Annotated in this window: 24 protein-coding genes; 15 read left to right on the top strand and 9 right to left on the bottom strand. The window is 74.0% G+C overall.

The features are described from left to right. The first annotated feature begins 205 nt into the window (after positions 1–205). The gene (locus ACZ6TB_RS24040; RefSeq protein WP_465557128.1) at positions 206–904 is read left to right on the top strand and encodes an ATP-binding protein; all 699 of its coding nucleotides are present in this window, start codon (positions 206–208) and stop codon (positions 902–904) included. Here ACZ6TB_RS24040 and ACZ6TB_RS24045 read toward each other — a convergent pair. Beyond that, complete coding sequence (locus tag ACZ6TB_RS24045; protein ID WP_465557130.1) at positions 888–2,270, bottom strand: NAD-dependent succinate-semialdehyde dehydrogenase; 1,383 nt, start codon at positions 2,268–2,270, stop codon at positions 888–890. The genes ACZ6TB_RS24040 and ACZ6TB_RS24045 overlap by 17 nt on opposite strands. Positions 2,271–2,340: 70 nt before the next feature. Here ACZ6TB_RS24045 and ACZ6TB_RS24050 point away from each other — a divergent pair, with 70 nt between their 5' ends. Further along, on the top strand, positions 2,341–3,267 hold the full coding sequence (locus tag ACZ6TB_RS24050; protein ID WP_465557245.1) for a LysR family transcriptional regulator: 927 nt from the start codon (positions 2,341–2,343) through the stop codon (positions 3,265–3,267). Here the strand turns inward: ACZ6TB_RS24050 and ACZ6TB_RS24055 are convergent. Beyond that, positions 3,225–3,872 (bottom strand): GntR family transcriptional regulator, encoded by a 648-nt coding sequence (locus ACZ6TB_RS24055; protein WP_465557132.1) that lies wholly within the window; start codon positions 3,870–3,872, stop codon positions 3,225–3,227. The genes ACZ6TB_RS24050 and ACZ6TB_RS24055 overlap by 43 nt on opposite strands. Before the next feature lie 26 nt (positions 3,873–3,898). Here ACZ6TB_RS24055 and rarD point away from each other — a divergent pair, with 26 nt between their 5' ends. Then, complete coding sequence (gene rarD / locus ACZ6TB_RS24060) at positions 3,899–4,855, top strand: EamA family transporter RarD (RefSeq protein ID WP_465557134.1); 957 nt, start codon at positions 3,899–3,901, stop codon at positions 4,853–4,855. A 40-nt stretch (positions 4,856–4,895) separates the two neighbouring features. After that, on the top strand, positions 4,896–5,534 hold the full coding sequence (locus ACZ6TB_RS24065) for a PilZ domain-containing protein (protein WP_465557136.1): 639 nt from the start codon (positions 4,896–4,898) through the stop codon (positions 5,532–5,534). Here ACZ6TB_RS24065 and ACZ6TB_RS24070 read toward each other — a convergent pair. Both ACZ6TB_RS24070 and ACZ6TB_RS24075 read right to left on the bottom strand, forming a co-directional pair. Further along, positions 5,509–7,854 carry a putative bifunctional diguanylate cyclase/phosphodiesterase gene (locus ACZ6TB_RS24070; protein ID WP_465557138.1) on the bottom strand — a complete coding sequence of 782 codons (2,346 nt, stop codon included), beginning with the start codon at positions 7,852–7,854 and terminating at the stop codon, positions 5,509–5,511. The genes ACZ6TB_RS24065 and ACZ6TB_RS24070 overlap by 26 nt on opposite strands. A 116-nt stretch (positions 7,855–7,970) precedes the next feature. Next, positions 7,971–8,846 carry an arginase family protein gene (locus tag ACZ6TB_RS24075; protein ID WP_465557140.1) on the bottom strand — a complete coding sequence of 292 codons (876 nt, stop codon included), beginning with the start codon at positions 8,844–8,846 and terminating at the stop codon, positions 7,971–7,973. 169 nt (positions 8,847–9,015) lie between these two features. Between ACZ6TB_RS24075 and ACZ6TB_RS24080 the strand changes: the two genes are divergently transcribed. Further along, the gene (locus ACZ6TB_RS24080; RefSeq protein WP_465557142.1) at positions 9,016–10,074 is read left to right on the top strand and encodes a magnesium and cobalt transport protein CorA; all 1,059 of its coding nucleotides are present in this window, start codon (positions 9,016–9,018) and stop codon (positions 10,072–10,074) included. Between the two features lie 3 nt (positions 10,075–10,077). On the opposite strand, the gene ACZ6TB_RS24085 is transcribed toward ACZ6TB_RS24080, so the two are convergent. Further along, entirely contained in the window at positions 10,078–10,476 is a 399-nt protein-coding gene (locus ACZ6TB_RS24085) for a class I SAM-dependent methyltransferase (RefSeq protein WP_465557144.1), read from the bottom strand. A gap of 89 nt (positions 10,477–10,565) precedes the next feature. On the opposite strand from ACZ6TB_RS24085, the gene ACZ6TB_RS24090 reads away from it, so the two are divergent. After that, on the top strand, positions 10,566–10,835 hold the full coding sequence (locus tag ACZ6TB_RS24090) for a helix-turn-helix domain-containing protein (protein ID WP_465557146.1): 270 nt from the start codon (positions 10,566–10,568) through the stop codon (positions 10,833–10,835). A 26-nt stretch (positions 10,836–10,861) separates the two neighbouring features. Beyond that, positions 10,862–11,347 (top strand): LysR substrate-binding domain-containing protein, encoded by a 486-nt coding sequence (locus ACZ6TB_RS24095; protein WP_465557148.1) that lies wholly within the window; start codon positions 10,862–10,864, stop codon positions 11,345–11,347. Here ACZ6TB_RS24095 and ACZ6TB_RS24100 read toward each other — a convergent pair. Beyond that, positions 11,305–12,138, bottom strand: coding sequence for an LLM class flavin-dependent oxidoreductase (locus ACZ6TB_RS24100; RefSeq protein ID WP_465557150.1), 834 nt, complete (start codon positions 12,136–12,138; stop codon positions 11,305–11,307). The two genes, ACZ6TB_RS24095 and ACZ6TB_RS24100, sit on opposite strands and share 43 nt — an antisense overlap. A gap of 206 nt (positions 12,139–12,344) precedes the next feature. Here ACZ6TB_RS24100 and ACZ6TB_RS24105 point away from each other — a divergent pair, with 206 nt between their 5' ends. From ACZ6TB_RS24105 to ACZ6TB_RS24120, 4 genes are read left to right on the top strand one after another with little or no spacing between them, the layout of a single operon-like run. Continuing rightward, complete coding sequence (locus tag ACZ6TB_RS24105; protein WP_465557152.1) at positions 12,345–14,048, top strand: S8 family peptidase; 1,704 nt, start codon at positions 12,345–12,347, stop codon at positions 14,046–14,048. After that, the gene (locus ACZ6TB_RS24110) at positions 14,045–14,617 is read left to right on the top strand and encodes an RNA polymerase sigma factor (RefSeq protein WP_465557154.1); all 573 of its coding nucleotides are present in this window, start codon (positions 14,045–14,047) and stop codon (positions 14,615–14,617) included. The genes ACZ6TB_RS24105 and ACZ6TB_RS24110 overlap by 4 nt, the downstream gene beginning before the upstream one ends. Further along, positions 14,614–15,114 (top strand): hypothetical protein, encoded by a 501-nt coding sequence (locus tag ACZ6TB_RS24115; protein WP_465557156.1) that lies wholly within the window; start codon positions 14,614–14,616, stop codon positions 15,112–15,114. Before ACZ6TB_RS24110 ends, ACZ6TB_RS24115 begins: the two co-directional genes overlap by 4 nt. An 8-nt stretch (positions 15,115–15,122) precedes the next feature. Continuing rightward, the gene (locus tag ACZ6TB_RS24120) at positions 15,123–17,663 is read left to right on the top strand and encodes a CHAT domain-containing protein (RefSeq protein ID WP_465557158.1); all 2,541 of its coding nucleotides are present in this window, start codon (positions 15,123–15,125) and stop codon (positions 17,661–17,663) included. A gap of 28 nt (positions 17,664–17,691) precedes the next feature. Here ACZ6TB_RS24120 and ACZ6TB_RS24125 read toward each other — a convergent pair whose 3' ends face one another. Both ACZ6TB_RS24125 and ACZ6TB_RS24130 read right to left on the bottom strand, forming a co-directional pair. After that, positions 17,692–18,069: a hypothetical protein gene (locus tag ACZ6TB_RS24125; RefSeq protein ID WP_465557160.1), complete on the bottom strand. Its 378-nt coding sequence runs from the start codon at positions 18,067–18,069 to the stop codon at positions 17,692–17,694. Positions 18,070–18,154: 85 nt separating this feature from the next. Further along, positions 18,155–19,012 (bottom strand): NAD-dependent epimerase/dehydratase family protein, encoded by an 858-nt coding sequence (locus tag ACZ6TB_RS24130; protein ID WP_465557162.1) that lies wholly within the window; start codon positions 19,010–19,012, stop codon positions 18,155–18,157. A gap of 84 nt (positions 19,013–19,096) precedes the next feature. Between ACZ6TB_RS24130 and ACZ6TB_RS24135 the strand changes: the two genes are divergently transcribed. The 3 genes from ACZ6TB_RS24135 to ACZ6TB_RS24145 all read left to right on the top strand — a co-directional run bounded on the left by ACZ6TB_RS24135 (position 19,097) and on the right by ACZ6TB_RS24145 (position 22,290). After that, positions 19,097–19,996 carry a LysR family transcriptional regulator gene (locus ACZ6TB_RS24135; RefSeq protein ID WP_465557164.1) on the top strand — a complete coding sequence of 300 codons (900 nt, stop codon included), beginning with the start codon at positions 19,097–19,099 and terminating at the stop codon, positions 19,994–19,996. Between the two features lie 60 nt (positions 19,997–20,056). Beyond that, positions 20,057–20,656 carry a dihydrofolate reductase family protein gene (locus ACZ6TB_RS24140; protein ID WP_465557166.1) on the top strand — a complete coding sequence of 200 codons (600 nt, stop codon included), beginning with the start codon at positions 20,057–20,059 and terminating at the stop codon, positions 20,654–20,656. Positions 20,657–20,727: 71 nt separating this feature from the next. Then, complete coding sequence (locus ACZ6TB_RS24145) at positions 20,728–22,290, top strand: carboxylesterase/lipase family protein (protein ID WP_465557168.1); 1,563 nt, start codon at positions 20,728–20,730, stop codon at positions 22,288–22,290. Positions 22,291–22,294: 4 nt separating this feature from the next. On the opposite strand, the gene ACZ6TB_RS24150 is transcribed toward ACZ6TB_RS24145, so the two are convergent. Then, the gene (locus ACZ6TB_RS24150; protein WP_465557170.1) at positions 22,295–23,575 is read right to left on the bottom strand and encodes a delta-60 repeat domain-containing protein; all 1,281 of its coding nucleotides are present in this window, start codon (positions 23,573–23,575) and stop codon (positions 22,295–22,297) included. A 142-nt stretch (positions 23,576–23,717) separates the two neighbouring features. On the opposite strand from ACZ6TB_RS24150, the gene ACZ6TB_RS24155 reads away from it, so the two are divergent. Continuing rightward, positions 23,718–23,960: a hypothetical protein gene (locus ACZ6TB_RS24155; RefSeq protein WP_465557172.1), complete on the top strand. Its 243-nt coding sequence runs from the start codon at positions 23,718–23,720 to the stop codon at positions 23,958–23,960. Positions 23,961–24,009 lie beyond the last annotated feature (49 nt).

Here is a 24,009-nt window from a genome sequence, read left to right on the forward strand (position 1 = left end):
CACCCTATTACCGGGTCGAGCGCCCGCGCCCGGACGCTCGGCGACGGAATTGTCGGAGTTGTTGGAATTGCCCACCGCAGGCGGGGGACGCCGGATTGCCGTGTGGCCCCGCGCGGAGTTTCCTGGTGGGATCGGGCTGTTTGGTGAGGACGGCGAGTCACCACAGATGATGCGGATTGCGACCCACAGGAACATCAGCAGTGGGATGACCACCTTGGAGCTCGACGGCGTGCTCACCGCCGAGGCGATATCGCCGATCCGGACGGCGACCGGCAACGCCGCCGCGGAGTGCCCGGCGGCCGTTCTGCTGGACCTGTCCGGGCTCGGCAACGCGGTGCCGTCCCTGCTGAGCGTCTTCGCCACCGCCACCCTCGACGCGCGGCGCACCTGGGGCGTACCCCTGCTGGTCTGCGCTCCGAACGCGCAGGTGCGAGGCGGTCTCGCCGCCTTCCGGAAGCACGTCTCCGTGTACGAGAGCTCCGCGCTGGCCGCCCAGGCCTCCGCGCCCCTCTGGATCTGGAAGCGCTTCGCCCCGATCCCGGCGAACGTGCGGATCGCCCGCAACGTGGTCGGCGACGCCTGCGTGACCTGGGGCCAGCCGGATCTGCGCGACGGCGCCCGGCTGGTGGCCTCCGAGCTGGCGGCGAACGCCATCTGCCACGCCGGCACGGACTTCGACGTCACCGTCAGCTTCACCGGCACCTACCTGCGGGTCGCGGTCAAGGACGGCAGCCACGCCCTGCCACCCGCCCCGGCCGCGAGCGTGACCACCCGTACCGGCGGACGCGGGCTGCACATCATCGCCACCCTCTCCACCCACTTCGGCCACGTCGAGCTGGCCGACGGCAAGATCGTCTGGGCCCTGCTGCGGGCGGCCCCGGGAGGTTTCACCAGACGACGCTGAAGTACTGGACCTCCTGGTACTCCTCGAGGCCGGCCCGGGCGCCCTCGCGGCCGATGCCGCTCTGCTTCACGCCGCCGAACGGGGCCGACGGGTCGGAGACCAGGCCGCGGTTGACGCCGACCATGCCGGCGTCGAGCGACTCGGCGATCTTCAGCGCCTCGCCGAGCTCGCCGAAGACGTACGCGGCCAGGCCGTACTCGGTGTCGTTGGCCATCGCGAGCAGGTCGGCGCGGTCCTCCCAGACGACGATGGGCGCGACCGGCCCGAAGATCTCCTCGCCGAGCAGCGGGTCGTCCCCGGGCAGGCCGGTGAGCACGGTCGGCGGGTAGAAGTGGCCGTCGCCGCCGGGCGCGGCGGCGCGGTGGGTGATGACCGCGCCGCGCGCGACCGCGTCGTCGACCAGCCGGGAGACGCCGGCCAGCGCCTTGGCCGAGATGAGCGGGCCGATGTCGTTGCCGTCGTCCGCGGGCCCGACCCGCAGCGCCTCGACGCGGGCGCCGAGCCGGGCGGTGAACTCGGCGGCCACCGCGGCGTGCACGTAGAAGCGGTTCGCCGCGGTGCACGCCTGGCCGCCGTTGCGGAACTTGGCGATCATCGCGCCCTCGACCGCGGCCTCGAGGTCGGCGGTGGACGTCACGATGAAGGCCGCGTTGCCGCCCAGCTCCATCGACGTGTTGACGACCCGGTCGGCGGCCTGGCGCAGCAGCGTGCGGCCGACGCCGGTCGATCCGGTGAAGGAGACCTTGCGAACCCGCGGGTCGGTCAGCCAGGCGGTCACGACGCCGGCCGCGTCGGTGGTGGGCACGACGGTGACGACGCCGTCGGGCACGCCCGCCTCGGCGATCAGCCGGGCGATGGCGAGCGCGGTCAGCGGCGTCTCGGCGGCCGGCTTGAGCACCACGGTGCAGCCCGCGGCCAGGGCCGGGGCGATCTTGCGGGTCGCCATCGCGGCCGGGAAGTTCCACGGCGTCACCAGGGCGGCGACGCCCACCGGGCGATGGGTCACGATCGTCCGGGTGCCGCCGGCGGGCGAGGAGCCGAAATCGCCGTGCGGGCGGACGGCCTCCTCGGCGTACCACCGGAAGAACTCGGCGGCGTAGGTCACCTCGCCGCGCGCGTCGGCGAGCGACTTGCCGTTCTCGCGGGTGATCAGCTCGGCCAGCTCGCCGGCGTCGCGCAGCATCAGCTCGCGGACCCGGGTGAGCAGCTCGCCGCGCTCCCGCGGCGGGGTCGCGGACCAGGCCGGAAGCCGTCGCGCCGCGGCGTCGACGGCGGCCGTCGCGTCGGCGGCGGTGCCGTCGGCCACGTCGGCGATCGGCTTGCCGGTCGCCGGGTTCTCCACGGTGAAGACCCGAGGTGTCGTCATCGGCCCAGCGTGCGTCACGCGATTATTGCCGTCCAAGACTCATTCGGCACTATTCTCATGCCCCGTGAGCATGGATCTGCGGTTGCTGCGCTACTTCGCGACGGTCGCCGAGGCCGGTTCGGCCACCCGGGCGGCGGCGATCCTGCACGTCAGCCAGCCCGTGCTCTCGCGGCAGCTGCGTCAGCTCGAACGGCAGCTCGGGTTGCGCCTGTTCGAGCGGGAGGGCCGGCAGCTGCGGCTGTCGCGGGCGGCGGAGGACTTCCTGCCCGAGGTCCGCGCGCTGCTGCGCCAGGCCGAGCAGCTCGAGCGGGTGGCCGGCGACCTCGCCGCGGGCCGCCTCTCCGCGCTGCACGTCGCGGTGCCGGCGACGACCCTGACCGACGTGCTGGCGCCGTTTCTCGCCACCCTGGGCCGGTCCGACCCGGTGCCGATGGTGCGGGAGCTCGGCGCGGGCGGGGCACTTGCGGCCGTACGCGCGGGCGCCGACCTCGCGGTGGTGACCCGTCCACCCGACCGGTCGCTGGCGTCGCGGGCCCTGGCCGTGCTGCCGCTGTGGGCCTACGTCCGCGCCGACGACCCCTGGGCCGCTCGCGAGTCGGTGACCGTCGCCGACCTGGCGGCCCGCGCGCTGGTGCTGCTCACCCCGGGTTTCCGTCCGCGAACGCTGCTCGATGCCGCGTTCGACGACGCCGGGGTCGCCTACGGCGATGTCGTGGAGGTGTCCGACGCCCAGGTCGCGCAGGCGGTCGCCGCGGCCGGACGAGGGATCGCCGTGGTCACCGACGACGCCCGCTTCGATCTCGTGCCGCTGACCATCGACGGCCCGCAGGGCCCGGTGCGCATCCGGTTGTACGCGGCCTGGGACCCCCGGCATCACGCGGCCGCGACGCTGGCCGCCCTCGCCGACCGCCTCGCGGAGTTCTGCGCCGATCGGTACGGCGCCCAGGTCCGCCCTCAGATCACCGAGCGGACGAGCCGCTCGAACGACGTGACGTGAGCGCGGGCGGCGGCGGCCGCGCCCTCGGCATCGCCGCCGGCGATCCGGGTCAGCAGCGCGACGTGCTCGGCGACGTGGTCGCCCACGTCCGGGAGCCGGTCGATCACCAGGCACCAGATGCGGGTCGCCAGGTTGTCGTACCGGGTGAGGACCTCGGCCAGGTGGCCGTTGCCGTTGGCGGCGTAGATGCCGCGATGCACCTCGAGGTCGTGCCGCATCAGGTCGGTCGGCGAGGCGCCCGCGTAGTCGAGCGCGTGGAGGCGCCCGGCCAGGTCGCGGAGGTGCTCGCGGGCGCCGGGCGAGGCGAACCGCGCGGCCCGGCTCGCGGCGAGCGGCTCGAGCTCGGCCCGGATCTCGGAGATCTCGGCGAGGTCGGTGATGTCGATCCCGGCGGCGAAGGTGCCGCGGCGGGGGAAGACGGTGACCAGGTGCTCGGCCTCGAGCCGCTTGACCGCCTCGCGCACCGGGGTGCGGCCGACGCCGAGCTCCCGGCCGATGAGCTCGTCGCTGATCGGCGCGCCGGGCGGGATCTCGAGCACGATGAGCCGGTCGCGCAGCACGGTGGTCGCGTACTCGGCGAGCGATTGCCCGGGCTTGGCGTTCATGGCCGCCTCTCTGATATATCAGTTGTATGGCAGCTTACCCCGGCGACGCGCGGCGTGGCGTTCTCGCCTCGCTCTCGGCCTCGGCCCTGTTCGGCGTGGTGTTCCTGCTCCCGCCGATGCTCCGGCCGCTCCGCGCCGGCGACATCTTCGCCGTGCGAATCGTGACGAGCCTTCTCATCGTGGCGGCCATCTTCGCGATGTCCGGTGCGTGGCGCGAGATCAACCACGTGGGCGTACGCCTCCGGCGCCGCCCCGCCCTCGCGCTGGTCCTCGTCCTCGACGGGTTGCTGCTCGGCGTCCAGCTGTGGCTGTTCTGCTGGGCGTCGCAGTCCGGCCACGCGCTCGAGACCGCCCTCGGCTACCTGCTGCTGCCCCTGGTCATGGTCGTCGTCGGCCTCCTCGCCCAGGGCGAACGGCTCTCGCCGCAGCGGGCCGCCGCGGTCGCGCTGGCGTCGGCCGGCGTGCTCGCGGCCCTGGTCTCGGCGGGCGGGCTCTCCTGGGTCACGCTCGTGGTCGCGCTCGGCTACCCGCTCTACTTCACCGCGCGACGGCGCTCGGGGCTTGACACCGGCGGCGCGTTCTACTTCGAGCTGCTGGTCCTGGCCCCGCCGGCGTTGTTCCTGCTCGCGCACGGCACCGGCATCCCCACGATCGCCGCGCGGCCGGCGCTCCTCTTCGGCGTGGCCGCGCTGGGCGTGGTGAGCAGCGCCGCGCTCGTGCTCTACCTGACCGCGAGCCGCCTGCTGCCGTTCGGCCTCTTCGGCCTGCTCACCTACCTCGAGCCGGTCCTGCTCGTCGTCATCTCGGTCGTGCTGCTCGGCGAGCGGTTCGCCCCGTCCGACGCCTACGTCTACGTCCCGATCGTGCTGGCCCTGGCGCTGCTCGCACTGGAGTCGTCCCGGGCCGCCGGTCCACGGACCGATCCCCCGCGCGACCCCGATGGCAACCGAAATGGTCAGGTCCCCGCACCGGCGGCCGATTAGAGCACTCGATCGGATCCCCCTTCCGCGAGGTGTCTCAACCATGATCGTCTCGGCCGCCCCCACCACCGAGCTGCCCGCCGTCGGCACGCCGATGTTCCTCGTGCTCGGCGAGGGCGTGAACTTCCGGTCCCGCCTCGAGTCGGTGGACGGCGACATCTTCACCGTCGCCGCCCCGCTCGAGACCACCGGACCGGCCATGCTCGTGCCCGGCCACGAGTTCGACGTCTTCTGGGCGCCGCCGCGCACCCGCATCGTGCTCCCCGCCCGCCTCGTCGCCCTCACCGACGAGGCCCCGTTCCGCTGGACGCTCGCGCCGGCCGGTCCCCCGCGCCCGAGCAACCGCCGCGAGTACGTCCGCGGCGGGGGCGGCGCCGCGGTCCGCCTGACCGCCGGCGAACACTTCGAGGGCGCGCTGCTCGACATCAGCGAGGGCGGCCTGCGCTGCTGGATCGACGAGCCCGCGGACCTGGCCCCCGGCGATCGGGTGCGGGCCACCGTCTCGCTCGGCGCACCGGGCGAGGCCGACGTCACCGGCACGGTCCTGACCGTCCGCGACGCCCCGCACGGCGACCCGGGCCGGCACGTCGTGCTCACCTTCAACACCGAGGAGAGCCTGGCCCAGATGATCCGCCTCTACGTGCTGACCTGGGAGATCAACGAGCGCCGCTTGCGCGCGTGACCCCGGAGGGCGTGCGCTGGCGGGCCAGCAGGCGGGACACGCCGTCGGCGGTCATCGGCTCGGCCAGGTGGAAGCCCTGGCCGAGGGTGTAGCCGAGCTCGCGTAGCACGGCCACCTGGGCGGCGCTCTCGACGCCCTCGGCGACCGTGTCGAGGCCGAGCGCGCGAGCCAGCTGGATCACGGCCCGGGCCACCGCCTGCCGGGCGGCGGCGTCGGCGGGCCGGCCGTCCTCGATCTCGATGCCGTCCACGAAGGACTTGTCGAGCTTGATGATCGCGGCCGGGAAGGCGCGCAGCAGGCTCAGCGACGACTCGCCGGTGCCGAAGTCGTCGAGGGCGAGGCGGATGCCCATCCCGTCGAGCTCGTACAGCGCCCGGGAGACCTGCTGGCCGCGCAGCACCGCCGACTCGGTCACCTCGAGCACCAGCCGCTCGCACGGCAGCCCGCTCTCGGCCAGCGCGCCGGTCACCTCGGCCACGAAGTCGGGGTCGTGCAGCTGCCGGGCGGACACGTTCAGCCCGGCCTCCTCGAGCGCGTCCGCCCCGAACTCGGCCAGCCACGCCGCCGCCTGGCGGCAGGTCTCGCGCAGCACGAACCGGCCCAGCGGCACGATCAGGCCGGTGCGTTCGGCGGCCGGGATGAACTCGGCCGGCCCGACCACGCCGCGGGTCGGGTGGTGCCACCGGATCAGCGCCTCCACGCCGATCAGCCGGCTGCCGTCGAACCGGATGATCGGCTGGTAGACCACGCGGAACTCGTCGTTCTCCAGCGCGCGGCGCAGCTCCCCGCCGAGCTGCATGTGCGCGAGAAGGGGCTCGCGCATGCCGTCCGCGTACCGGACGACGCCGGCCTTGCCGCGCTGCTTGGCGGTGTACATCGCGACGTCGGCGTTCAGCAGCACCGAGTCGACGGTCGCGTCCGGCCCGGCGACGGCGATGCCGATGCTGGCCTGTACGAGCAGACGGTGCTCGCTGACCGGGCGGGTGAACGCGTCCAGCAGGCGCTCGGCCAGCCGCTCGGCGTCGGCGCCGGCGTCGGCCCCGGCCAGCAGCACCGCGAACTCGTCGCCCCCGACCCGTACGGGAAGACCGATGTTCTTGGTCTCGGCCCGCAGCAACCGCGCCACCGAGACCAGCACGCGGTCGCCGGCCCCGTGGCCGAGCAGATCGTTGACCGTCTTGAAGTCGTCCAGGTCGACCAGCAGCACCGTCGCCGTGCCACTCTCGGCCAGCACGGCCGCGAGCCGGTTCCGGAACAGCGCCCGGTTGGCCAGCCCGGTGAGGCCGTCGTGGCTGACCTCGTACTGAAGGCGTTCCTCCTGGGCCCGGGTGTTCTGCAGCAGCCGGGCGTTCTCCCGGTTGGCGAGGAACTGGCGCACCGCGACCAGCGCCGTCACCGCGACGGCGGTGACCAGCACGACGCGGACCGGCCAGCGCAGCGGCGCGCCGAACGCGACCGTCAGCAGCGGCACGTCCACCGCCAGCATGGCCAGGTAGGGCAGCCACACGCTGCGGCGGGCCGGATCGCGCCGCAGCCCGCGATCGGCGTGGTCCTGAGCGGCGACGCCGAGCGCGATCAGCACCGGGGCCAGCGGCAGCACGATCCCCTGGGCCGGGACCGTGCCGAGGTAGCCGAACCGCACCGCGAGGACCGCGACGACGCCGGACGTGATGCCGCCGCTGGCCGCGATGAACCGCATCGCCACCCGGTCGACCGGACCGCCCACGATGTACGACACCTTGGTCGCGGCGCCGACCGCGACCAGGAAACCGAGCCCGACGATGAGCATCGCCTGCCGGCTCCAGGGCTCGCGGGCCGACAGCATCGGCGCCAATCCCGCGTACCACAGCAGGCCCGAGCACCCGAGGAAGGCGATCGTCCGGTCCAGCGTCATGCGCCACCGCTCGACGCCGCCGGTCGCGACGACCGGCACCCGGGCCACCGCCCCGATCGCGGTCACGATGCCGATGACGATGAAGGCCGCCGCCGGCACCGGAATGCTGCGGGTGCGGACCTCGGCGGCGTGGGCGAACATGTCCGCGGCCAGCCAGCCGTAGCCGATCGTGATCAGGCCGAAGGCGACCCGGACCGTCCGCCAGAACCGCCGGCCGACCGGATCGGCGCCGCGGCCGCCGCGCAGCAGGTGATGGACGGAGGCGACGGCGATCGCGCCGCCGATCGGCATGAAGGCGTAGCCGACCGCCTCGCTGCCGACGCCGAGGGCCAGATAGGCCACGCACCAGACGGTGCCGAGCGCGGCGACGGCGGCGGCGGCCTGCACGTACCGCCCGGCCGTCCATCGATCCACCGCCCGTGTCACGGCCCGACACTATCCGCCGCGATCTACGTGAGATCTCCCCCGAACGTTCCACATTCGCCCGTACGCGGCGCGGGTCACGCCGCGGGGGTCACGCGGCGCCGGTCACGCCGCTCGGGTCACGCCGGCTGGAGGATCAGGCGGTCGAGCAGGCCGACGAGCCGTCTCGCGCCGGCGCCGCCGGGGTCGAGGTCGGGGCGGAAGTCGGCGACGCTGACACCTTCGAGGCGCGGCGACCGCGCGAGCGGGGTGAGCGCGGCCGCGAGCTGGTCGAAGCCGGGACCGCCGGGCTGCGGATAGGTCACCGCCGGCAGGGCCGTGGGGTCGAGGACATCCACATCGATGTGCAGCCACATCGGCATCCGCAGCCGGTCGCCCCACGCGGCGGCGCGGCTTCCGGCGCCGTGCGGGTCGCCGGCCAGCGCCGGGGCGTCGATGGTGAACACCTCGGCGGGCAGGCGGCCCAGTTCCGCGGCGGCCGCGGCGTCGAGGCCGGCGGTGCGGTGACCGATCAGCGCGACGTGCCCCGCCGCCACCATCGGCGCCGGCCCGGTCAGGCTCGGCGGTCCGTCGCCGGTGAGCAGGGCCAGCTCGAGGTCGGCGGTCTCGCCGGTGTCGGAGGAGGGCGCGTCGAGGTAGTCGGGATGGCCGTCGGCCATCCACAGCCCGCGCGTGCCGGCCCGGGCGAAGACCCCGAGGAGCAGGCTGCAGTCGCCACCCAGAACCAGCGGCCGGCGCCCGGGGTGCGCGCGGATCCCGGCCTCCAGCGCGGCCGACAGCGCACGCGCGGCGGCGATGGTCTCGGGAAGCGCCCGCACGCCGGTGGCCGGATCGCGCCGGTCGCTGGAGATGACGGTCGCCGCGTCGCCCACATCGAGGCCGACCAGCTCGGCGAGACCGGCGCGGCGCAGCGCATCGGGCGCCCGTTCCTCACCCCGGCGCGTGCCGGAGCAGTCCCAGGGTGCGCCGAGCAGAAACCAGTCAGGGCCGGCCACGGCCCCGAGCGTAGCGGTTCAGGGCCGCCGACGGCCCCGAGCGTAGCGGTTCAGGGCCGCCGACGGCCCCCGGCCGTTTGCGGCGAGCGCGTGAAGGGCGGGCTGAGGCCGTCAGGTGACCCCGCCAGGGTGGCTCGAAGTAGGCTCCGGCCTGGGGGTGACGAGAACCTTGGACGACCGACGCACCTGGATGCCGCCCCAGCCGGTCGGGCGGCGGCGCGCCGACCACACGGCGATCGTGGGCTGCGATCTGTTCGTCGACGGGATTCCCGTCGAGAGCCCGGGCTCGGCCGCCGATCTGCCGGAGCTCTACGCGCGGGCCCGCGCCCAGGAGGGCGCCTTCGTGTGGCTCGGGCTGCACGAGCCGACCGGGGCCGCGCTCGCCCGCGTCGCCGAGGTGTTCGGGCTGCATCCGCTCGCGGTCGAGGACGTGCTGAACCGCGAGCAGCGGGTCAAGGCCGAGCTCTACGAGGACGTCATGTTCCTCGTCATCCGGGCCGCGCAGTACGTCGAGCACGAACGGCTCACCGACACCAGCGAGATCGTCAGCACCGGCTTCGTCCGGCTCTTCGTCGGGCCGCACTTCGTCATCACCGTGCGGCAGGGCACCGTCATGGAACTCAGCTCGCTGCGCACCGAGCTGATGTCCGACCCCGAGATGCTGGCCCAGGGCCCGTGGTCGGTGGTGCACGCGATCCTGGACCGGCTCGTCGACGTCTACGTCGACATCGCCGCCGCCATCCAGACCGACGTCGACCTGACCGAGGTGGCCGTCTTCGGGTCCGGCACCCCGGTCACGGTCGAGCAGATCTACCAGCTCAAACGCCAGCTCATGCGGTTCAAGGCGGCCGTCCTCCCGCTGCAGCGCCCGCTCGACGCCCTGATCGGCAAGCAGTACCTGCCCAAGGACATCCGCCGCTACTTCAGCGACGTCGCCGACCACCACATCGCCGCCGTCGAGCAGGTGGTCGCCCTCGACGACGTGCTCAACGCGCTGCTGTCGGCCCGGCTGACCCAGCTGAACGTCGATCAGAACAACGACATGCGCAAGATCGCCTCCTGGGCCGCCATCGCCGCGCTGATCACCGCGATCGGCGGCATCTACGGCATGAACTTCCCCGACATGCCCGAGCTGACCTGGCAGTACGGCTACCCGACCGTGATGCTCCTGATGCTGGTCGGCGCCGCCACGCTCTACTGGCTGCTGCGCCGCGCCGGGTGGCTCTGACGGTCAGGGGCGCACCTCGTAGACGTGGTTGAACGGCGTCTGCGCCACCTGCCGGAACCGGGTGAAGCCGGCCTCGGCCGTCACGGCACGAATGCGAGCGGGCCCGGCCTGGGTGCCGAGCGCGGCGCCGGGCGGCCGGGAGAGCGACGCCGGCGTGCACAGCAGCGTGGAGAAGCCGTAGTAGACGTACCCGACCGCGTTCAGGTTGTCCTCGACGGCGTCGCCGGCGGCCGGCTCGACGATCATCCACGTTCCGTCGGGGGCGATGACCTCCCGGACATGACGGGCCGCGCCCAGCGGGTCGCCCATGTCGTGCAGGCAGTCGAACATGGTGACCAGGTCGTAGCCGGAGCCGGAGAAGCCGGTGGCGGCGGCGACCTCGAAGCGCGTGCGGTCCGCCACCCCGGCGTCCGCCGCCCGGTCGCCCGCCGTCGCGCATAGGGCACCTCGGTCTTCGTACGCTCGGCCAGCTCGCCCGGGGTGCTGGACCCGTGCTCGGCCAGGTCGCGGTAATAGCCCAGCCGGTCCCCCATCACGACCAGCGCACAGTTCAGGGCGGCGCCGACCTCGTGATCCGCGCCCTGTGCGAGGTGCAGGCGCACGGTTCGTTCTCGGCCGCGGCCGACGCGCTCGGTCTCACCCAGTCGGCGGTGAGCCAGCACGTCGCGGCCCTGGAGCGGGAGGCCGGCCTGCCCCTGGTCGAGCGCGGCACCCGCCCGGTCGAACTGACCGAGGCCGGTCGCGTCCTCGCCCGCGGCTGACCGACGGCTCGCTCGACCTCGCCGTGGTGTACGACCACGAGGCGCCCGGCCTGCGGCACGTCCCGCTGTTCGACGACGTCTACCGGGCGGTGCTGCCCGCCGGTCACCGCCTCGCCAAGCGGCGCGCCGGCGTCGGCCTGGCCGACCTGGCCGGCGAGGTGTGGGTGGGCGGCCACCCCGCCGGCGCCTGGTTCACCATCGTCCGCCACGCGTGCCGGGCGGCCGGCTTCGAGCCGCGGACGTCGCTGGCCTCCGACGACTACCGCGCCGTGCAGGCCTTCGTCGCCGCCGGGCTGGGCGTCGCCGTGATCCCGGGCCTCGCGGTCGCCACCACGATGCCGGGCGTCGAGGTCCGGCCGCTGCGCGGGGCCGCCCCCGTGCGGCGGATCAGCGTGGCCCACCGGGCGGACGGCTTCCCCTCCCCCGCCGTCCACGCGATGACCGAGATCCTTCAGGACATCGCCCGGGGTCAGACCAGCGAGACGACGTCACGCATGAACAGCGCCAGCTGATCCTCGGCGTCGGCGACCGGCCAGACGAAGAAGCTGCCGACGCCCGCCTCCGCGTAGGCCCGCAGCAGCGCGGCGCACCGCTCGGCCGGCCCGATCAGCACCCGGTCCGCCAGCTGGTCCACCGACCGTCCGAGCATCTCGGCCAGGCCGGCCAGATGCGCCGCCGCGGTCCGGTCGTCCTCGGTGACGTACGTCCACAGTGTCGCGAGCGCGCAGGGGAAGTCGGGCCGGGCCAGCTTCACCCGGGCTTTCGCGACGCCGGCCGGCGTCGCGTTGTATCCGGACGCCAGCCAGCCGTCGCCGAGCCGGGCGACCCGCGCGAGGCCGGCGTCCGACCCCCAGCTGGCGATCCAGATCTCCGACTCGTCGTTCAGGTGCCCCCGCAGGACGCGGACGGCCTCGTCGAACCGCGACCACCGCTCCTCGAACGGCACGCCCACGACCTCGTAGTCGCGCCGCGACGAGCCGGGCCCGACGCCGAGCACGAGCCGCCCGCCGGAGAGGATGTCCAGGGCGGCCGCCGCCCTGGCCACCGCCACCGGCCCGCGCACGACGGGCAACGCCACGGTCGTGACCAGCCGCATGTCGCCGCTCTGCTCGACGACGCTGGCCAGCGCCATGAGGCCGTCCAGCCACGGCCGCTGGAACACGAGATGGTCGTTCACCGAGAGCGCGTCGTAGCCGAGCCCGCGAGCGGTCCCCGCATAGGCCCCGATGCTGCCCGGCCGCCAGCCCCGGCCGTCGAAGTCGATGAGCGGCAGATGAGCGCCGTAACGCAGGCCGTTTCGCACGGATCCGATCATGTTCCCGCCGGCCACCCCGGCGATGTCGGATAGGCGACTTCGCGACCGGATAACCCCGCTCCGGTGGAGGCGGAACGGCGCCGGGCCGACCTACCATGAGCGCGTCCGGGGTCTCGGCCTCGACGATCGGCGCTCACGGTGTATCAGGCGAGCCTCTCCATCGCTCTATCCGGAGACAAGGCCGAGGAGTCGTGATGATCAAAATCGTGGTCCCGCCGCCCGCGGGCGAGACGGAGACCTCCGAGGGTCCCGGGGCCGACCCGCTGAGCCGCTACATCCTGCCGGCCATCCCCGACGCCGTCCTGGAACGGCACGGCGCCCGCGTTCTCCGCCCGTCCGACGCCGCCGTCGTGGCCGATCAGCCGCAGCTTCGCCCGACGGTCTACCGCTACGGGGCCCTGCTCATCCCCGGCAACCTGATCGGCCCGGACGCGGCCGAGACGGTCAACGGGGTCCTCAAGGACATCGGGGTCCGCCTCGAGCCGCCACCGCCGCTGGGCGGGGAGTACGACCGGCTCGAGTCGCTCGCCGGCATGCCCCGCGCGATCGAGATCGTGCCCGCGAGCGGCTTCCTCGGGACGGCCGTCGACGCGTGGACGGTGCTCCAGCGGCTGCGGGCGGGCGCACTGGAGGCGGCCCGGACGGCGGACGACGACGAGAAGCGGGAACGGGCCGAGGTGCTGCGCCGGGTGGTGGAGACCGCGACGCTGGACCATCTGCTCGTGGGGTCGGCCACGGACGGCGGCGGCGCGATACTCGTCGGCGCGAACACGGCCAGCAACGGCAGCCCGGAACTCGGCAACCTGTTCGGCCGGCCGGTCCCCGGCATCAGCGGCCGCATTCCGGTCACTGTTCCGCTGGCCGACCTGCCCTGGCCGCCGATCCCCGAGACCGCCACCCGGCGCCCGGTCGTCGCCGTTCTGGACACCGGGATCGCCACCGATCCGGATCACCCGTGGCTGAAGCCCGTCGACGAGCGCCAGGGGCCGTTCAACCCGGGGAAGAAGGTCATCGTCGACCAGGCGCTGCAGGACCTGATCGCCGAGGACGGGCGCCGGGGCGGCGCCAACGGCGTGCCCCGGCTGCCGATCGCGGGTTACGCGGACAAACCGTCGATCGAGGAGCCGCTGCTCGGCGACATCTCGACGCACGCCGGGCACGGCACGTTCATCGCCGGCATCATCCGGCAACTCGCCCCCTGCGCGCAGGTCTACGCCGTACGCGTGATGCATCCCGACGGCTTCGCCCACGAGGCCGATCTCCTCCTCGCCCTCACGAGGATCCTCGAGGAAGTGGAGAGCGGCTCCCTGGCCATCGACATCCTGTCGCTCTCGCTGGGCTATTTCCACGAGTCCGACGAGGAAGTGAAGGTCACCACCGCCCTCGAGCCGTTGCTGCGAGGGCTGGCCAAAGCCGGCGTCGCCGTGGTCATGGCCGCCGGCAACTTCTCCACCAGCCGCCGGTTCTTCCCGGCCGCGCTGGCCCCCGGCCTCGACAACCCCCACGGCACCCCGGTGATCAGCGTGGGCGCGCTCAATCCGAACGAGTCGAAGGCCCGGTTCAGCGACGAGGCGCCCTGGGTGAGCTGCTACGCGTCCGGCGTCGCCATGGTCAGCAGCTACCCCAGGTTCCTGGGCGCGCAGAACTCATTCGCCGGCACCGTCGACCGGCAGACCTTCGACCCGGACGACTTCACCAGCATGTACGCGGTCTGGAGCGGCACCTCGTTCGCGGCTCCCGCGGTCGCCGGCGCCATCGCCGACAACCTGTGTGCCGACGCCGGCCTGCGGGACGGGCCGGGCAACGGCGAAGCCCGGGGGGAGCGCCTCCGCGAGGCGTGGAACACCGTCAAGGGCGACCCGCGCTACACGGTCGCACCCGAGGGCCCGGGCCAATGATGACCACGAGGGCCGAGCACCACACCCGGCTCTACCGGGACGTGCTCGCCGGCGACCGCGAAGCCTTCGACGAGCTGATCGTCGAGTTCACGCCGGCGCTGTGGCGCGTCGCCCGATCGACCGGGCTCGACGCCACCAGCTGCGCCGACGTCGTCCAGCACGCCTGGCTCACGCTGCTCAACCGCCTCGATCAGGTACGCGCGCCGGAGGCGCTGCTCGGCTGGCTGACCACGGTCACCCGCCGCGAGGCCATCCGGCTGTCGACCGCGCAGAGCCGTATGCGCCCCGCGACGAACGACGTCTTCGAGCCGCTGGCGGACGGGAGCCCGCCGGTCGAGCAGGCCCTTCTCGCGGACGAGCGCCGCCGGGTCCTCTGGCGCGCGGTTCACCAGCTGCCGCAGCGCTGTGTGCAGCTGATCCAGGTCATCGCCTTCCACGATCGGGCCGACTACGCCGCGATCGCCACCGCGCTGGGCATGCCCAAGGGCAGCATCGGCCCCACCCGCGGGCGCTGCCTCGCCAAGCTGCGGGCCCTGCTCGCGGACCAACCAGACTGGAGTCAGCCATGAACGCCAACTTCGCGGCCCCGGACGCGGGCGGCGCCATCGACGGCACGGACGTCGCGGTCCTCGACGAGGTCGCCGAGCTGTATGCGATGGTCGATCCGGTACCGGACGACCTGGTCGAGCGGATCCGGTTCGCGGTGGCGCTCGAGGCGATCGACTTCGACATGATGCGCCTGGTCGACGAGACGCCGCTGCAGGTGGGCGTACGCGGTGAGGATCGCAGCCGGATCTTCACGTTCGCCGCGCCCCTCGTCACCCTGATGATCAGGGTCGTCGGCATCGCCGAGGACGCCGTCCGGATGGACGGCTGGCTCGCGCCGCCCGCCGCGCACCGGATCATGGTGCGGGTCGGCGCGGACCGGCTCAACCGCACCGCCGACGACGAGGGACGATTCGTCGTCGAGCGGATGCCCGCCGGTTCGGCGCAGCTGTTCGTCGGCATCGCCGGGCACGCGCCGGGCCCCGGGAACCTCTTCGCCACCCCGGCGGTGGAGCTGTAGGGACACGAGTGGACGTCGCCGTCGTCGCGCGAGGCTTGCACGCCAAGGGCGTGGGGGCGACCTCCGACGGCCGCCCGTCGGACGGCGCCCGCCACCTGCGAGCCGGCCTCACGCTGCTGGGCTGGCCCCCGGCGACGGCCGAGCCGGCATCCGAGGCCGCCCGCGACGCCCTGGTGGCGCGCCTGCTGATCAGCCTGGCCTACGCCGAGACCGAGCTCGGTCATACCCGGTACGGCTTCGACCTGCTCGACACGGCGGCGGGGCTGGTGGACCCGGCGGACGAGGGCGTCCTGCTCCAGCAGCGGGCGCTCATGCTCTACCGCACCGGCCGCTACACCGAGAGCATCCCCTGCTTCGACCGGGCGATTCCGCTGCTCGGGGCCGACCGGCACGCCGCGGTGCTGTGCTCGACGCTGCTCAACCGGGCCTCCGTCCACCTGCACTCGGGCCGCGTCCGGGCCGCCCGCGACGATCTCAGCCGGTGCCGGCGGCTGGCCCGCCAGCACGAGCTCGGCATGCTCGCCGCCAAGGCGACCCACAACCTCGCCTACTGCGACCTGCTCGCCGGCAACCTGCCGCACGCGCTCGCGGCGTTCGGGGAGGCCGAGACGCTCTACCTCCGGCACGCCCCCGGGTTCCTCCCCGTCCTGCACGCCGCCCAGGCCCGGGCGCTGCTCGCCGCCGGGCTCTTCGCCGAGGCCGGCCGGACCCTCGAGGAGGTGATCGCCATCGCGCGGCGGCAGCGGCTGACCCAGGAGCTGGCCGAGGCCGAGCTGCTGCGCGCGCAGGCCGCCCTGCACGCCGGCGACCACCTCGCCGCGGGCGGTTGGGCGCGCCGGGCGAAGCGGCGGTTCCGGCGCCGGTCCAATCTGGCCTGGGCCGAGATGGCGGCGCTGACCCAGCTGCGGGCCGACCTGCCGCACGCCCGCCGCCCGGCGATGCTGGCGACCCGTGCGCTCGAGGTCGCCGGCGGGTTGCGCGCCGTCGAGCTGCTGCCCGACGCCGAGATGGCCGATCTGGTCGGCGTGCGCGCGCTGATCGCCGGCGGTCACGTCGATCGGGCGCACGATCTCGTGGCGCGGATTCCCCGGGTCCCGCCGCCGGTGCCGATCGAGCTGTCCCTGATGCGCCGCCTGGCCCGCACCGAGCTGGCCAAGGCCCGCGGCGCGCGCCGGCTGGCCCTCGCCGAGGTGCGCACCGGCCTGTCCACGTTGCAGCAGCACCGCAGCCGCCTGGGCAGCGTCGACCTGCGGGCCGGCGTCACCGCGCTGGGCCGGGAGCTCGCCACGGCCGGGCTCGAGACCGCGTTCGACCACGGCTCGCCGGGCACGGTCTTCGCCTGGTCGGAACGGTCCCGCGCCCAGGCGTTCCAGATCCCGCCCGTGCACCCGCCGGCCGACCCGGAGACCGCCGACGCCCTGGCCGAGCTGCGCCAGTTGCGCTACACGATGCGGGCCCCGGCGGCCGAGCGCCCGCCCGACGCCGCCGCCCGGGCGCGCTGCGCCGAGCTGGAGCGGCTGATCCGGGAACGGACCTGGCGGGTGGGCGGGCCCGGCCGGAGCACCCGCGTCGCGAGCCTGCCCGCCGTGCTCGCCGGGCTGGGCACGACGGATCGGGCGATGGTGAGCTTCCTGGTGCACCGGGGCCGGCTCACGGCGCTGCTGCTCGACGGCCGCGACGTCCGCCTGGTCAATCTCGGCCCGTACGCGGTCGTCCGGGAGGCCGCCGCCCGGCTGGTGGCCGACCTGGACGTGCTCGCCGCGGGAGGCCTGCCCAAAGCGATCGAGGACGTGATCCTGGCATCGCTGCGCCGCAACGTGACCACCGTGAGCGAGCAGGTCGTGCTCCCGCTCGGCCTCGCCGACCGGGAGCTGGTCGTGGTGCCGACGATGGAGCTGTCGTCGATTCCGTGGGGCCTGCTGCCCCCGCTGCGCGGCCGGCCGGTGACCGTCGCGGCGTCCGCCTCGGCCTGGCTCGCCGCCCGCCACGTCGCCCCCGAGACGACGGCCCGCGACACCCAGGCGCCGCCGCTGCTGGTCGCCGGGCCCGGACTCCAGTACGCCGAGATCGAGATCGAGGAGACGGCGCGGGCCCATCGGGGCAGCCGGACCCTGTCCGGGGCCGAGGCCACGGTGGCGGCCACGCTTCGCGGGCTGGACGGCGCGCCCATCGCCCACCTGGCCGCGCACGGTCACCACGAGCGCGAGAACGTGCTGTTCTCCTGCCTCGACCTCGTCGACGGCCCGCTGATGGCCTACGACATCGAGCAGCTGGCCGCGGCGCCGCGCCAGGTGACGCTCTCGGCCTGCGACGTCGGCCGGGCGGTCGTACGGCCGGGCGACGAGATCCTCGGCTTCACGGCGGCGCTGCTCTACGCCGGCGCGGAGAGCGTCGTCTCCAGCGTGGCCCAGGTCAGCCATCCCGGCGCGGTGGCGGTCATGACCCAGTACCACCACGCGGTCGCGGCCGGCACCTCGCCCGCGCGCGCCCTGGCCGAGGCGTCGAGCGCCGATCCCCTGGCGCCGTTCGTCTGCTTCGGCGCGGGATGAGGCCGCGGGGTGATCAGGAGCGCGGGAATCAGGACCGCGAACTCGCCCGGATGAACTCGTCGATCAAGCGGTCCTGCTGGTCCTCGGACGCGTCGGACAACATCAGCGTCGAATCGCCGACGGTCAACTCGACCGTACGCTGCCGGTCGCCCCGCCCGAGCCAGGAGCGCGCCGAAGCCACCAGTTGGAGGAGCGCCTGGGCCGAGCCCTGGATCGAGACCAGCAGCATGCCGAGCGACTCCGGGTCGAACCCCCGCGCGCCGACGGCGGTGCCGTCCCGCCGGACGAGCCGGGCATCGTCGACGCCGTCGATCAGCAGGTCGGTGCGCAGGGCGTCGGTCAGGGCGCGAAGCCGTTGTGGATCGGCGTCCCGCTCATCGATTCTCAGGATGACCTCGGTCGTCATGCCGATCTCCACGTCGCCGGACGGTAGGGACCACGCTAACAGCGCGTGGTCCGTTCACCGCCGTGCTCGGTAAGGATCCGGACAGTCAGGACCGGTCGTAGCCGCCGCTCGCGATCTCCTCGAGCGCCGTCGGGCGGGACGGCTTCCAGCCGAGCTCGCGGCGCGCCTTCTCGCCGGTCGCCCGCTGGTCGAGCAGCAGCGCCTGACCGAACCCGCCGAGCCGGTCGACGAGCGCGGCCGGGTCCTCCGGCGTCACCCCGGCGTCGCGACCGAGGCGGCGGCTCGCGGCCTCGCCCAGCTCCCGGGTGGTCGGGTTGTCGCCGCTCACGCCGAGGTAGACGGACCCCGTCGCGCCCTCGGTCAGCGCCGCCACGTACAGCTCGGCGAGGTCGTCGACGTGGACCGTGGTCCAGTGCTGGGTGCCGGGGCCGACCAGGTGGCCGTCCCGCGCGGCGGCGACGACCAGGCCGACGATGCCGGCGCCGTGGCCGTAGACGACGCCGGGCTCGATCAGCACCGAGCGGATGCCCTCGGCCGTCAGCACCCGGGTGTCGAGCGCCTCCCGCCAGGCGACCAGGGCGGGCGCGTCGCGGGGCGTGTCCTCGGTGATGGCCGCGCCGGAGCCGTGCACCCAGACCCCGCCGGTGCGCACGAGGGTGGCGCCCGGCCGCAGTCCTTCGAGGACCGCGTCGGCGAAGGCGGACTCGACCGTCGCGCTGGTGGCGTCGCCGGGCGAGGCAGTGGCGATCACCGCGTCGGCTTCGGCGGCGAGACGGCGTACGAGATCGTGATCGTCGATGCTCCCGACGACCAGCTCGGCGCCGCGGCCGCGCGCCTTCGCCTCGTCGCGGACCAGGGCCGTCACGTGGTGCCCGGCGGAGGCCAGGGCGGAGAGGACGGCGGAGCCGAGGTAGCCGGTCGCGCCGGTCAGGAAAACGTTCATGCCTCAAGATCTACCCCCGCCAAGCGTTCGCCGGAAACGAATAGTGTTGATTGACTCAATCGCCGTCGGCGATAAGGTGGGTCGATGGAGCAGCGTCAGCTCGAGTTCTTCGTCGCGGTGGCCGAGGAGCTGAGCTTCACCCGGGCCGCCCGGCGCACCCACGCCGTGCAGTCGACGGTGTCGGCGAGCGTGCGGGCCCTCGAGCGGGAGCTGGGCGCAACCCTGTTCGACCGCACCACCACCCGGGTCGGGCTCACCGATGCCGGTCGCGCGCTGCTGCCCCAGGCCCGCCGCTCCCTCGACTCGCTCGGCCGGGCCCGCGCCGCGGTCGACGGCACGCGCGACGCCGTCACCGGCAGCCTGCGCATCGGCACCCTGGCCGGCCTCACCACCGTCGACCTGCCCGCGCTCGTCCGCGAGTTCCGCCGCCGTCACCCGGGCGTGCACCTGAGCCTGCGGATCGACGCCGCCGGCAGCGACGGGCTGCTGGCCGGCCTGCGCTCGCGCGTCCTCGACGTGGCGTTCGTCGGGGTCGAGGGCACCGACCTGCCCGGCCTGACGCTGGAGCCGATCACCACGTTCCAGCCGCGGCTGCTGGTGCCGGCCGGCCATCCGCTCGCCGGCCGCCCGGCGGTGACCCGGGCCGAGCTGGCCGGTGAGTCGTTCATCGACCTGCCGATCGGCTTCTGCAACCGCGCCCGCACCGACGCCGACTTCCGCGGCGCCGGCCTCAGCCGCATGATCACGGTCGAGGTCAGCGACGTGACCACCATTCCCGCGTACGTCGAATCCGGCATCGGCGTGGCGCTGGTGCCACCCCTGGCCACCGAGGCCGGCGCCGCGGTCGTGCCGGTCGCCCTCGACCCGCCCGCGCACGCGTGGACGCTGGCGCTGGCCCGGCTCGCCACGCCGGAGCCGCCCCGGGCGACCACCGCCCTGCTGGAGATGCTCGACGACCACATCCGCCGGCACGGCCGGTACTAGAGCGATGAGTTCGGGCGCCGCGGCCGGTCTGTTCTGGCGACATCCGACCGAGGAGGAACCATGGGCAAGGTCATCGCATCCATCACGACGTCGGTCGACGGCTACGTCACCGGGCCCGGGGACGGGCCGCAGCTCGGGCTCGGGCGCGGCGGCGAGCGCCTGCACTACTGGGTGATGGGCGGGCCGTGGACGTACGACGGTGGCCACGACTTCAAGATGCACGGCGCCGACAAGGAGTTCTACGACGAGCTGGTCGCGACGCTGGCGTCCGGCGTCGTCGGGCGCGGCATGTACGACGCGTCCGGCGCGTGGGGCGGGACCAACCCCTTCCCCGGGACGCTGTTCGTGCTCACCCACCGCACCGCCGATCAGCCGGCCGAGGAGACGGGGTTCCGGTTCGTCGACGACCTCGACACGGCGCTCGACCGGGCGGCCGAGGCGGCCGGTGACGGCGATGTCGCCATCGGCGGCGGCGCCGACATCATCCGCCAGGCGCTGGCCGCCGGCCGGGTCGACGAGCTCGTCATCTCGACCGCGCCGGTGATCCTCGGCGCCGGGAAGCGGCTGTTCGAGGGGTTCGACCGCGACGTCGACCTCAAGGTGGCCAAGGTCTACAGCTCGCCGCTGGCCACCCACGTGCGCTACCTGGTTGCGAAGTAGGCGGCCCATCCATTGCGTTCACGACCCCGGCATCCATAGGCTCTGATCGATAGCTGATCGGAGGTGCTTCGATGGCGATCAGAAGCAACCTGGCGCTGGCGGCCGCCACATTGGCGGTGACCTTGATCGGCACGGCCGCGTCCGTCCCCGCCTCGCACCGGCACGCCCCGGCCGCCACCGTGCGCACGGCCGACGGCTGGGTGCGCGGCGTCTCGGCGGCCGGCGCCGACCGGTTCCTCGGACTGCCCTACGCCGCCCCGCCGCTCAAGGACCTGCGGTTCCGGCCGCCCGCGCCGGCCGCCGCCTGGCCCGGCACCCGCGACGCCTCCCGCCAGGCGCCCGCCTGCCTGCAGTTCCAGCCCACCGGCGTCCGGGAGGGACAGGCGGTCAGCGAGGACTGCCTCTACCTCGACGTCTACCGGCCGTCCGGCGCCCGGCCGGACAGCCGGCTGCCCGTGCTCGTCTGGTACCACGGCGGCGGCTGGACCCAGGGCACCGGCGTGATCTACGGCGGCCAGACCATGGCCTCGCTCACCCACAGCATCGTGATCAGCATCAACTACCGGCTCGGGGCGCTGGGCTGGCTGGCCCTCCCCCAGCTCGACGCCGAGATCCCGGCGCTCGACTCCGGCAACTACGCGACGCTCGACCAGATCGCTGCGCTGCGCTGGGTGCGGGCCAACGCCCGGGCGTTCGGCGGCGACCCGGGCAACGTCACCATCTACGGCCAGTCGGCGGGCGCCGGGTCGGTCTGCACGCTGATGACCTCGCCGCCGGCCCGCGGCCTGTTCCAGCGGGCGATCATGCAGAGCCTCGGGTGCGGCCTCGCCACCCAGCCGCTGGCCACCGCGGAACAGCAGGGGCGGGCGTACGCGGAGGCCGCCGGCTGCACCGACCCGGCGACGGTCCTGGCCTGCCTGCGCTCGGCGTGGGCGCCCAACCTCATCGCCGCCGAGCAGAAGGTCGTGATCCGCGGCGAGACGTACGGCACCGGCGTGCTGCCGCAACAGCCGTTCACCGCGATCCAGCAGGGACGGTGGAACCGCGTTCCGGTGCTGATCGGCGGCGTACGGGATGAAGGAAAGCTGTTCATCATCGACCGGCCCCACCTCACCGCCGCCCAGTACATCGAGCAGATCCGGGCGACGTACGGCGCCCGGGCCGACGAGGTGCTGGCCCGGTACCCGCTGTCGGCCTACCCGGCGCCGTTCTACGCGCTGGCCGCGGTGACCACCGACTCGGGCATCGCCTGCGCCGTCGACGGGACGGCCGGACTGCTCGCCGGGAAGACGCCGACCTACCGGTACGAGTTCGACGACCCCACCTCGCCGACCCTGTACGGCTTCCAGCCGCCCGGCATCGACATGTCCGACGCGCACAGCGCCGAGCTGGCGTACCTGTTCGACTTCACCCTCGGCGACCGGCCACTGACCCCGGCCGAGACCGCGCTGTCCCGGCAGATGATGCGCTACTGGGCCGCGTTCGCCCGCTCCGGCGACCCGAACGTCGCCGGCCAGGCCGCGTGGCCGCGCTTCACCTCGGCCACGACGAGCGCGCTGGTGCTGCGACCGACCGGCAACACGGTCAGCACGCGGATCGCCGCCGAGCACCAGTGCGGGTTCTGGGCCGGCTGAGGGCTCAACGCAGCGGGAACATGCCGACCCGGCCGTGGTACTCGTGGCCGAGCTCGTCGGTGTCCGAGCCGACCAGCAGGCCCTGCGGCACGGCGACGAACGAGCGCACCCCCACGCCGCGCGAGCGGGTCGGGTTCCACGGCAGCGCGCGCCCGGTGGCGGGGTCGACCGCGCCGATGCCGGGGCGCAGGACCGCGCCCGGCCCGGGGGTGTAGACCGGCGGCTTGCCCGGCAGCTTGGTCTTGTGGCCGTACGGGTTGTCCAGGTAGAGCTGGTGCCCGCCGAGGTAGACGGCGGTGCCGGTGACCGCGACGGCGAACAGCGAGTTGCCGCCGGTGCGCTGCACCCAGACCGGGTCGTGCTTGCCGGCGCCGCCGGACTGGAAGCGGGCGGCCGCGTCGCACAGCTTCTGCGGCGACGAGGTGCCCCCGGTCGCGACGACCACGAGGTACGAGCCGTCCGGCGAGAACTTCACCTGCCGCAGGTACGCGTCGTAGCCGGGGGCGCACGGGGCCGCGTAGGCGTCGGTGTACCAGTCGGTCAGCACCGCCCGCGGCCCGGAGACGTCGAACATGGCGATCCGGCCCCGGGTGGTCCGGCCGGCCAGCCGCAGCGCGCCGACCGTCACCAGCCGCCGGCCGTCCGGGGACAGGTCGAAGCTCTCGACGAAGGTGTCGCGCATGCCCGGCGCCGAGAGCTGGGCGTCGAAGCCGGGGTCGACCGCGCCGCTGGTGGCGTCGAGGCGGGCGAGGGCGGTCCGCCGCACGCCGTCGACGGCGGTGAACGTGCCCCCGGCGTACACCCGGCCGTCGCGGGCCGCCAGCGCGCGTACGTCGCCGTAGTTCACCCGGGCCCGGAACGCGCTCACCCGGTCGCCGCTCAGCGACAGCCGGGCCAGGCCGCGCTGCGGCACGCCGTTGACCCGGGTGAAGGAGCCGCCGGCGTAGACCGTGTCGCCGGGGCCGGCGGCCAGCGCGTGCACGCCGCCGTCGACGGCCGGCGCGAACGCGCGGATCGTGCCGTCGAGCAGGTCGAAGGCGAAGATGTTGTGGCGCGCATAGGTGTGCCGGCGGGAGCTGTCGGCGACGTACGTGAACTCGCCGCCGACGATCACCGTGCGGCCGACGACGGTCATCGCCCAGACGGCGCCGTCCAGCACATGCGGGGTGTAGCCGACCGGGTTCTCGGACACCACGGCCGGCTGGGCAGGATCAGCAGCGGCCGGGCTGACAAGGGAAGCAAAGGTGAGAGCCACGAGCAGGGCGGCAAGCACACGACGTCGCATCGGTCGATCCAAGGCGCTCGAAGGGGTTGATCAATTCGATCAACGACGGAGCGGCGGCGGGGTGACTCATCCGGCAGGAATGAGGCCGGGCCGGGGTCGCACGCACGATAGTGACGCCAGGACCGACAGGAAGAGGTACGCGATGACCAAGCCGATGTCTTCGACGCTGCTCGTCACCGGGGCCGCCCTCACCGTGGTCGGCGGGATCATCGGCATCGCCGGTGCGGCCATCACCACGATCGCCGCGGCCGCCGCCGCCCGCCGCCGCATCGAGCAGATGGAGACCCCGCCCTCGGAACTGGCCCGCCAGCAGTGGCGCCGGGCTCGGACGGCCGTCAGCGCGGGCGCCGGCGCCTGGCGGAACGGAGACGCGCCGCTGCCCTAGGTACGGCCACACCGCGACACCGAGCGAGGCGCAAACGAATATTGCGCCT

The sequence above is a fragment of the Actinoplanes sp. NPDC051537 genome (genome assembly GCF_055586105.1).

What these genes read in the sequence shown, in the direction of transcription:
- ACZ6TB_RS24040 (WP_465557128.1), top strand. Translation starts at nt 206, where the DNA reads ATGACCACCTTGGAGCTCGACGGCGTGCTCACCGCCGAGGCGATATCG.
- ACZ6TB_RS24045 (WP_465557130.1), bottom strand. Translation starts at nt 2,270, where the DNA reads ATGACGACACCTCGGGTCTTCACCGTGGAGAACCCGGCGACCGGCAAG.
- ACZ6TB_RS24050 (WP_465557245.1), top strand. Translation starts at nt 2,341, where the DNA reads ATGGATCTGCGGTTGCTGCGCTACTTCGCGACGGTCGCCGAGGCCGGT.
- ACZ6TB_RS24055 (WP_465557132.1), bottom strand. Translation starts at nt 3,872, where the DNA reads ATGAACGCCAAGCCCGGGCAATCGCTCGCCGAGTACGCGACCACCGTG.
- rarD (WP_465557134.1), top strand. Translation starts at nt 3,899, where the DNA reads ATGGCAGCTTACCCCGGCGACGCGCGGCGTGGCGTTCTCGCCTCGCTC.
- ACZ6TB_RS24065 (WP_465557136.1), top strand. Translation starts at nt 4,896, where the DNA reads ATGATCGTCTCGGCCGCCCCCACCACCGAGCTGCCCGCCGTCGGCACG.
- ACZ6TB_RS24105 (WP_465557152.1), top strand. Translation starts at nt 12,345, where the DNA reads ATGATCAAAATCGTGGTCCCGCCGCCCGCGGGCGAGACGGAGACCTCC.
- ACZ6TB_RS24110 (WP_465557154.1), top strand. Translation starts at nt 14,045, where the DNA reads ATGATGACCACGAGGGCCGAGCACCACACCCGGCTCTACCGGGACGTG.
- ACZ6TB_RS24115 (WP_465557156.1), top strand. Translation starts at nt 14,614, where the DNA reads ATGAACGCCAACTTCGCGGCCCCGGACGCGGGCGGCGCCATCGACGGC.
- ACZ6TB_RS24125 (WP_465557160.1), bottom strand. Translation starts at nt 18,069, where the DNA reads ATGACGACCGAGGTCATCCTGAGAATCGATGAGCGGGACGCCGATCCA.
- ACZ6TB_RS24130 (WP_465557162.1), bottom strand. Translation starts at nt 19,012, where the DNA reads ATGAACGTTTTCCTGACCGGCGCGACCGGCTACCTCGGCTCCGCCGTC.
- ACZ6TB_RS24135 (WP_465557164.1), top strand. Translation starts at nt 19,097, where the DNA reads ATGGAGCAGCGTCAGCTCGAGTTCTTCGTCGCGGTGGCCGAGGAGCTG.
- ACZ6TB_RS24140 (WP_465557166.1), top strand. Translation starts at nt 20,057, where the DNA reads ATGGGCAAGGTCATCGCATCCATCACGACGTCGGTCGACGGCTACGTC.
- ACZ6TB_RS24145 (WP_465557168.1), top strand. Translation starts at nt 20,728, where the DNA reads ATGGCGATCAGAAGCAACCTGGCGCTGGCGGCCGCCACATTGGCGGTG.
- ACZ6TB_RS24150 (WP_465557170.1), bottom strand. Translation starts at nt 23,575, where the DNA reads ATGCGACGTCGTGTGCTTGCCGCCCTGCTCGTGGCTCTCACCTTTGCT.
- ACZ6TB_RS24155 (WP_465557172.1), top strand. Translation starts at nt 23,718, where the DNA reads ATGACCAAGCCGATGTCTTCGACGCTGCTCGTCACCGGGGCCGCCCTC.